The 6,762-nt window shown below is 37.3% G+C and carries 6 protein-coding genes and 1 pseudogene; 2 read left to right on the forward strand and 5 right to left on the reverse strand.

All coding sequences use genetic code 11. The features are described 5' to 3' along the window. Positions 1-418 precede the first annotated feature (418 nt). From glyA to A5844_RS09825, 5 genes are all read right to left on the reverse strand, one after another. Positions 419-1,660, reverse strand: a complete 1,242-nt coding sequence (gene glyA / locus A5844_RS09805) for a serine hydroxymethyltransferase (RefSeq protein WP_086285001.1) — start codon at positions 1,658-1,660, stop codon at positions 419-421. Positions 1,661-1,860: 200 nt separating this feature from the next. Beyond that, positions 1,861-2,886, reverse strand: coding sequence for an L-threonylcarbamoyladenylate synthase (locus A5844_RS09810; RefSeq protein WP_086285002.1), 1,026 nt, complete (start codon positions 2,884-2,886; stop codon positions 1,861-1,863). 194 nt (positions 2,887-3,080) lie between these two features. Further along, complete coding sequence (gene prmC, locus A5844_RS09815) at positions 3,081-3,920, reverse strand: peptide chain release factor N(5)-glutamine methyltransferase (protein WP_086285003.1); 840 nt, start codon at positions 3,918-3,920, stop codon at positions 3,081-3,083. Then, positions 3,913-4,986 carry a peptide chain release factor 1 gene (prfA, locus tag A5844_RS09820; protein WP_086285004.1) on the reverse strand — a complete coding sequence of 358 codons (1,074 nt, stop codon included), beginning with the start codon at positions 4,984-4,986 and terminating at the stop codon, positions 3,913-3,915. Before prfA ends, prmC begins: the two co-directional genes overlap by 8 nt. A 2-nt stretch (positions 4,987-4,988) precedes the next feature. Beyond that, positions 4,989-5,573, reverse strand: coding sequence for a thymidine kinase (locus A5844_RS09825; protein ID WP_086285005.1), 585 nt, complete (start codon positions 5,571-5,573; stop codon positions 4,989-4,991). A gap of 200 nt (positions 5,574-5,773) precedes the next feature. On the opposite strand from A5844_RS09825, the gene A5844_RS09830 reads away from it, so the two are divergent. Both A5844_RS09830 and A5844_RS13985 read left to right on the forward strand, forming a co-directional pair. Next, positions 5,774-6,373, forward strand: coding sequence for a class I SAM-dependent methyltransferase (locus A5844_RS09830; protein ID WP_086285006.1), 600 nt, complete (start codon positions 5,774-5,776; stop codon positions 6,371-6,373). Positions 6,374-6,596: 223 nt separating this feature from the next. Further along, positions 6,597-6,762: pseudogene (locus A5844_RS13985) on the forward strand (ISL3 family transposase); the annotation flags it as partial.

Raw genomic sequence — 6,762 nt, forward strand, 5'->3', positions numbered from 1 at the left:
TTTACATACTTAACTATCTACAGGCATTTGATATTTAAGTTATGAGAATAAAAAAATGAACAGAAAGAAGATAGTTCTTTCTGTTCACCAATTATTCTAAAAATTCTCTTCACCAAGATCATGTGACAAAGAGCTTTTTTTGTGAAATATCATTTGTTTTATATAACACTAACTAAAAATTAAAATGCCCTGATAAAGAATCAAAAAATAAAATTTCTCCTATTTTTTCAAGCTCCTTTTTAATATTAAAAAGAGTTACGTTTTAAATAACTTTTCCTAAAACAGTGAAAACAGTCACCTTTTGTACAATACAATGACTTTAAAAAACCAAAAGACTCTCTCTTCGCTTTTCTTTTGCTTATCCACTATTTTATTGAATGACTTCTTGCACCCATTTAAACAATAAAAATCTAAATGCTTATTTATAAAGTGGGTATTTTTCTGTCAATTCACGTACGCCTGCACGAACTTCTTCTAGTTGTTCTTCATTTTCTTTAGATTGCAATGCTTTCACTACTAATTCAGCTACTTTTTCTGCATCTGCTTCTTTCATTCCACGTGTAGTGATCGCTGGTGTACCGATGCGAATGCCACTTGTCTTGAAAGGACTCAATGTTTCAAATGGAATGGAATTTTTATTGACTGTGATATTGACACGATCAAGAATTGCTTCTGCTTCTTTCCCATTTAATTCCAAGCCACGCACATCAATTAATACTAAATGGTTGTCGGTTGCGCCAGAAACCACTCTCGTTCCGATCGATTGATTAAACACTTTGGTCATGGCTTTTGCATTTGCCACAATTTGTTCAGAATAATCTTTAAAATCTGGATGCAGTGCTTCTTTGAATGCCGCTGCTTTTCCAGCGATGACATGTTCTAAAGGTCCCCCTTGGATGCCAGGGAAAACAGCACTATTGATTTTCTTCGCTAATACTTCATCATTCGTTAAGATCATCCCCCCACGTGGGCCACGCAATGTTTTATGCGTAGTAGTGGTAGTGATATCTGCATATGGGATTGGGCTAGGATGGACTCCTGCTGCGACTAAACCAGCGATGTGAGCCATATCTACCATCAATTTTGCATCGACCTCATCTGCAATCTCTCTGAATTTTGCAAAATCAATCGTTCGACCATAAGCGCTAGCTCCAGCTACGATCAATTTTGGTTGATGTTTCCGAGCTAAGATGCGCACGACATCATAGTCAATGACTTCTGTTGTTGGATCTACACCATACGCCACAAAATGATAAGTCTTTCCACTGAAATTGACAGGCGAGCCATGTGTCAGATGTCCACCGGCTGAAAGATCCATTCCTAAGATGGTATCACCAGGTTCCACTAAAGCTAAATAAGCAGCTGTATTGGCTTGAGAGCCAGAGTGTGGTTGTACATTGACAAATTTTGCTCCAAATAATTCTTTTGCACGATCAATTGCCAAGTTCTCAACGATATCCACAAACTCACAACCACCATAATAACGGTGTCCCGGATAACCTTCTGCATATTTATTTGTCAAGATACTTCCTTGAGCAGCCATCACAGCTTCAGAGACAAAATTCTCAGAGGCAATCAATTCCAAATTATTCTCTTGTCTTTCTTCTTCTTTTGCAATTGCTGCCCATAGATCAGGGTCAAACGTTTTGTAGTCTACCACAAACAACAGCTCCTTTAATAGTGTTTTTGACACATGAAAACCGTAGTTAGATCTTGTATAAGGGAACACGATTTTACTACTTTACTTCATATATCAACGATCATTCCATCTAAAAAAAACGAACAATTTCCTTTAAATGACAATTTAAGTTTGTTTCCTAGATTGTATCATAAAAAAAAATCAGAGTATGCCTTTGCGAATTATTTTTTAAAATAATTTTGCCCTGCGGCTTTTTTTAAACGATTCATGTAAGCAATGCCTAGACCTTCTTCAGGCACAACTTGGACAAAAATCAAATCTAGGGCTAATTTCTTTTCATCTAAGCCTCGTAGTCCAGCAAATAACCCTTTTGTGGCTGCAGTCACAGAATCATCTTGATACATATAAGTTGCTGCTACTGATTCACGCACATTCTCAACAATTGTCGGACCTGCTAAAACCCCTGTCCGAAAATGCTGGTCTTTCGCCCATTCTACAGCAGCCTCCCAATCGTCATTTTCAACCATCAAAACACGTGTATCTGGTGAATAATGCTTGTATTTCATTCCTGGTGCTTTTGGTGTTTCATCCGCTTGGACTAGATGACGGTCAATAGTGACTGGCTTTTTAATCACCGCTTCTAACGCTTCCTTTGTAACAGCCCCTGGTCTTAAGATCATTGGATCAGCTGTCGGATCACTTAAATCGATCACTGTCGACTCAACTCCGATTCTCGTTGCTCCATCATCAACGATTCCAGTAATTTTTCCATGTAAATCATGATACACATGTTTCGCTGTTGTAGGACTTGGCTTGCCTGATGTATTCGCACTTGGCCCAACAATTGGAACACCAGCTGTGCGAATGACTTCTAATGTTTTTGTGTTATCTGGCATACGGAAAGCTGCTGTGGATAAGCCTCCCGTAACAATGCTAGGTAAACTGTCTTTTTTGATCTTAAATATCAGTGTTAGGGGACCAGGCCAGAAGTTTTTCACAATTTTTTCAGTTGCTGGATGAAAGTTATCCACATAGGCTTTCACCTGTTCAAATGAAGCCACATGAACTATCAACGGATTATCTTGTGGGCGACCTTTGACTGTAAATACTTGCTTGACCGAGTCTGGCAAAAGGGCATTTGCACCTAATCCATAGACTGTTTCAGTCGGAAAAGCAACCAGATTTCCTTTTTTTAATTCTTGTGCCGCTTCCACTAATTGTGTCCCATCATATATTTTTGTTTCCACAGTTTATCCACATCCCTATATTTTAAAATTATTGATTTATGCACCTTTTCATCTCAGTTATTAACAAATTGTTGATAACTATTTTGTCAATAGTGGATAAGTCTGTTGATAACTGATATATTCGTTTTCATTACTATTAAATCAATGTTTTTTTATTATAAAACAACAATAAAAAATTTTTTCATCCACAGGCATCAATCCGTCACATAAATCATTCGATCATTCCCAGCCATATCTTTTTTGATAACAACTTTTCTTTTAGGAAAAGCCTCTTGGAAGATCTTCTTAACCGCAAGACCTTGCTTAAAGCCTATTTCTAAAAATATCTTACCATTCTCGGCTAGAACTGTTTTCGCTTCTTTCGCTATTTTCTTATAAATCGCTAAACCCTCTTCTTCAGCAAACAGTGCCAGTTTTGGCTCGTAGGTGCGTACACTTTGATCCATCATATCCCATTCATTCACGCTGATATAAGGTGGATTGGCAATGATCACATCAAAAGTTTGTTCTATGACTGGCTCTAACGTATTTCCCTGATAAAACTTCATTTCTGTCTTTTCAATTTCTGCATTTTTTTTGGCTACTGCTAATGCTTCTTTGGATAGATCAATTGCAGATACGTGCCAATTTTTTCTCGCTGCTTTTAAGCTGATTGCGATCGCACCAGTACCTGTTCCGATATCCACTACTTTTAACGCTTCTACTGATGTTTCTTGTAAACAGAGTTCCACGAGTTCTTCTGTTTCAGGTCTTGGGATCAACGTATCTTCTGTAACAAGCAAACGATGACCATAAAAATCAGTATAACCTAACACATAATGAGGAGGATAATGTTTCAAAAGCAGTTGTAAGTCTGCTTCGATCATCGCTTTTTCGTCATCCGAAATAAAATCGTTCATATGCAACAGCCAATCGATTTTTTTCCACTGTTTTCGTTCAAGAAACAAAAATTGAATACTGTATCCTTCAATTCCTTGTTCTTCTAAAAAAGAAGAAGCCCATGTAAGGACTTCTCGATACGTCTGCTTATCCATTTTGCATAGCTTCCAATTTGGATGTTTGATCGTACATGATCAATGCATCAACAATTTCATCTAATTTACCGGCTAAGATTTGATCAAGTTTTTGGATCGTCAAGCCAATTCGATGATCGGTCACGCGATTTTGTGGAAAGTTATAAGTTCGGATACGTTCTGAACGATCTCCTGTACCTACCGCTGATTTTCGGTTCGCATCATATTCACTTTGCGCTTCTTGTTGTATTTTATCATACACTCTAGCACGTAAAATCTTCATTGCTTTTTCTCGGTTTTTCAACTGAGAACGTTCATCTTGCATTGCCACAACGATCCCTGTTGGAAGGTGAGTTAATCGAACGGCGGATGCTGTTTTATTGACGTGCTGTCCACCAGCTCCTGAAGCATGATAGATATCTGTACGGATATCTTTATCTTCTATGTCGATTTCTACTTCTTCAGCTTCTGGCATGACTACCACTGTTGCAGTAGAGGTATGGATACGCCCTTGAGATTCTGTTGAAGGAACACGTTGTACTCGGTGTGCGCCACTTTCATATTTTAATTTAGAATACACATTCTCTCCAGAAATCATCATGATTACTTCTTTATAGCCACCGATACCTGTCACGCTTGCTTCCATGACTTCTGTACGCCAACCTTGAGATTCTGCGTATTTTTGATACATATTGAAAAGATCACCAGCAAATAGCGCTGCTTCATCTCCCCCTGCTGCTCCACGAATTTCCATGATGATATTCTTATCATCATTCGGGTCTTTCGGAAGAAGTAAGATTTTGATTTTTTCTTCTAATACTTCTTTTTCTTTTTTCAAGTCAGACAATTCTTCTTTGGCCATTTCTGCCATTTCATCGTCTAGTTTTTCGCCTAACATCTCTTCTGTATCCTTGATTCCATCAACGACTTCTTTATAGCGACGATAGACTTCTACTGTTTCACGTGTGCTTGCCTCTTCTTTGGAAAGCTGCATAAAACGTTTTGTATCCGAGATCACTTCTGGATCGCTTAGTAACTCTCCAAGCTCTTCGTAACGGTCTTCGATTGATTGTAATTGATCGTACATGCTTATTCTCCTTCTGTAATCATCAATGGGTGAAAATAGTGTTTTCGACAGACCGGATAATAGGCTTCATTCCCGCCGATTTGTACCTGGTCTCCTTCGTACACCGGTTTTCCATCGATATAATGTAAATTCATCATTGCTTTTTTATGACAAAACCAACAGATCGTTTTCATTTCTTCAATTTTATCTGCATATAGTAATAAATATTTTGAGCCTTCAAATAATTCGTTTCGAAAATCATTTTTCAATCCGAATGCCATAACCGGAATGTTCAATTCATCCACAATCCTCGTGAATTCAATAACATGTTTTTTCTTTAAGAATTGCGCTTCATCAATCAATACACAATAAGGTTTATGATCCATTTTTTGAATGACCTCAAATACATCCGTATCTTCAAAGATAGGTATTGCCTCTCTCTTCAAGCCGATTCGACTTGAAACTACGCCGACTCCGTCTCTTGTATCAATTCCGCTTGTCATCAAAACAACCGGCTTATTTTGTTCTTCATAGTTGTGGGCTACTTTTAAAATTTCAATCGTCTTTCCACTGTTCATTGCGCCATACTTAAAAAATAATTGTGCCATGTCTTCTTTCACCTTCCAGTTTGTTCCTATGGTATTATACTTGATTTCCGCTTTTTTTTACAGTGAGAATTTTCGAATAGAAAATAAAGTCTCAAAAATCTCTCTTCTCTCTCCTACAGAATCTATTTTGGAGGCAACAAACAATAGGTGTCGGGAGATTATTTTGGTATACTCTCTTTAACGAAGATAGGAGAGATCATATGACCGATATATTCAATCATTTAGCGAATCATTACGATACACCAGAGCGATTGGCACTTGCTAAAATCATTCGTAAAGAGATAGAAAAAAATCTACCTGAACAGACCCTTGACAAAACAATCATTGATTATGGAGGAGGAACTGGATTAGTCAGCTTACCTTTTGCAAAAAGATTCAAAGAATTGACTATCGTGGACTCAGCAGAATCAATGTTAGCCATCACTGATCAAAAAATCAAGACATTGGCTATTCCAAACGCTCATACACTTCAGGCAGATGCTTCACAGCAATTACCAAAAATCAAAGCAGACGTTCTTTTAGTTACTTTGGTGCTCTTGCATATTCCAGAAACAGAAACGATTTTGACGAAACTTTTTCAACTGTTAAACGATCATGGGCAACTTTTCATTGTTGACTTTAACAAAAATGATCAAATCGAACACCCAAAAGTCCATAATGGCTTTGACCAAGTCATTCTTTCAGAACAATTGACTCAAGCAGGATTTCAATCAGTCTCTAGCTATACCTTTTATCATGGCTCGAAATTATTTATGAAAAAAGATGCTTCATTGTTTCTTGCCACAGGTATAAAGCGATAGATATTACATGATGTTCGATTGGCGCATGATTGAATTTCATATGCTTCCTTATATTTAACAAAAAAAAAACAAAACATATTTCATGCTTTGTTTTTTAGGCTCTATACTTTTTGATGTTGGTGGATTCCACTGACATCTTTTTTATTGAGAAAAAAAGATAGAAAAGACACCTTGAAATCCTTTAGAATTGATTTGGCATAACCATTCATAAGGAGGACTCAAGATGTCTTATACTCAGCTTATCAAAGATACTCTAAATATTCTAGACCTAAATATCCATTTTGAGGAAAATTGCTTAACGAAAGAAAAGTACAAAGGCCAAATTTGCATGATCTATCGTGGGAGGCTTCGCTATTCACCTGAAAAATGTGTTCATTGCCACTGTGTCG

The organism is Candidatus Enterococcus wittei (assembly GCF_002140175.1).
Taxonomy (GTDB): domain Bacteria; phylum Bacillota; class Bacilli; order Lactobacillales; family Enterococcaceae; genus Enterococcus_B; species Enterococcus_B wittei.

Bases quoted from the DNA above. Each gene is read 5' to 3' on its own strand.
- prmC (WP_086285003.1), bottom strand. From the start codon at position 3,920: ATGGATAAGCAGACGTATCGAGAAGTCCTTACATGGGCTTCTTCTTTT.
- prfA (WP_086285004.1), bottom strand. From the start codon at position 4,986: ATGTACGATCAATTACAATCAATCGAAGACCGTTACGAAGAGCTTGGA.
- A5844_RS09825 (WP_086285005.1), bottom strand. From the start codon at position 5,573: ATGGCACAATTATTTTTTAAGTATGGCGCAATGAACAGTGGAAAGACG.
- A5844_RS09830 (WP_086285006.1), top strand. From the start codon at position 5,774: ATGACCGATATATTCAATCATTTAGCGAATCATTACGATACACCAGAG.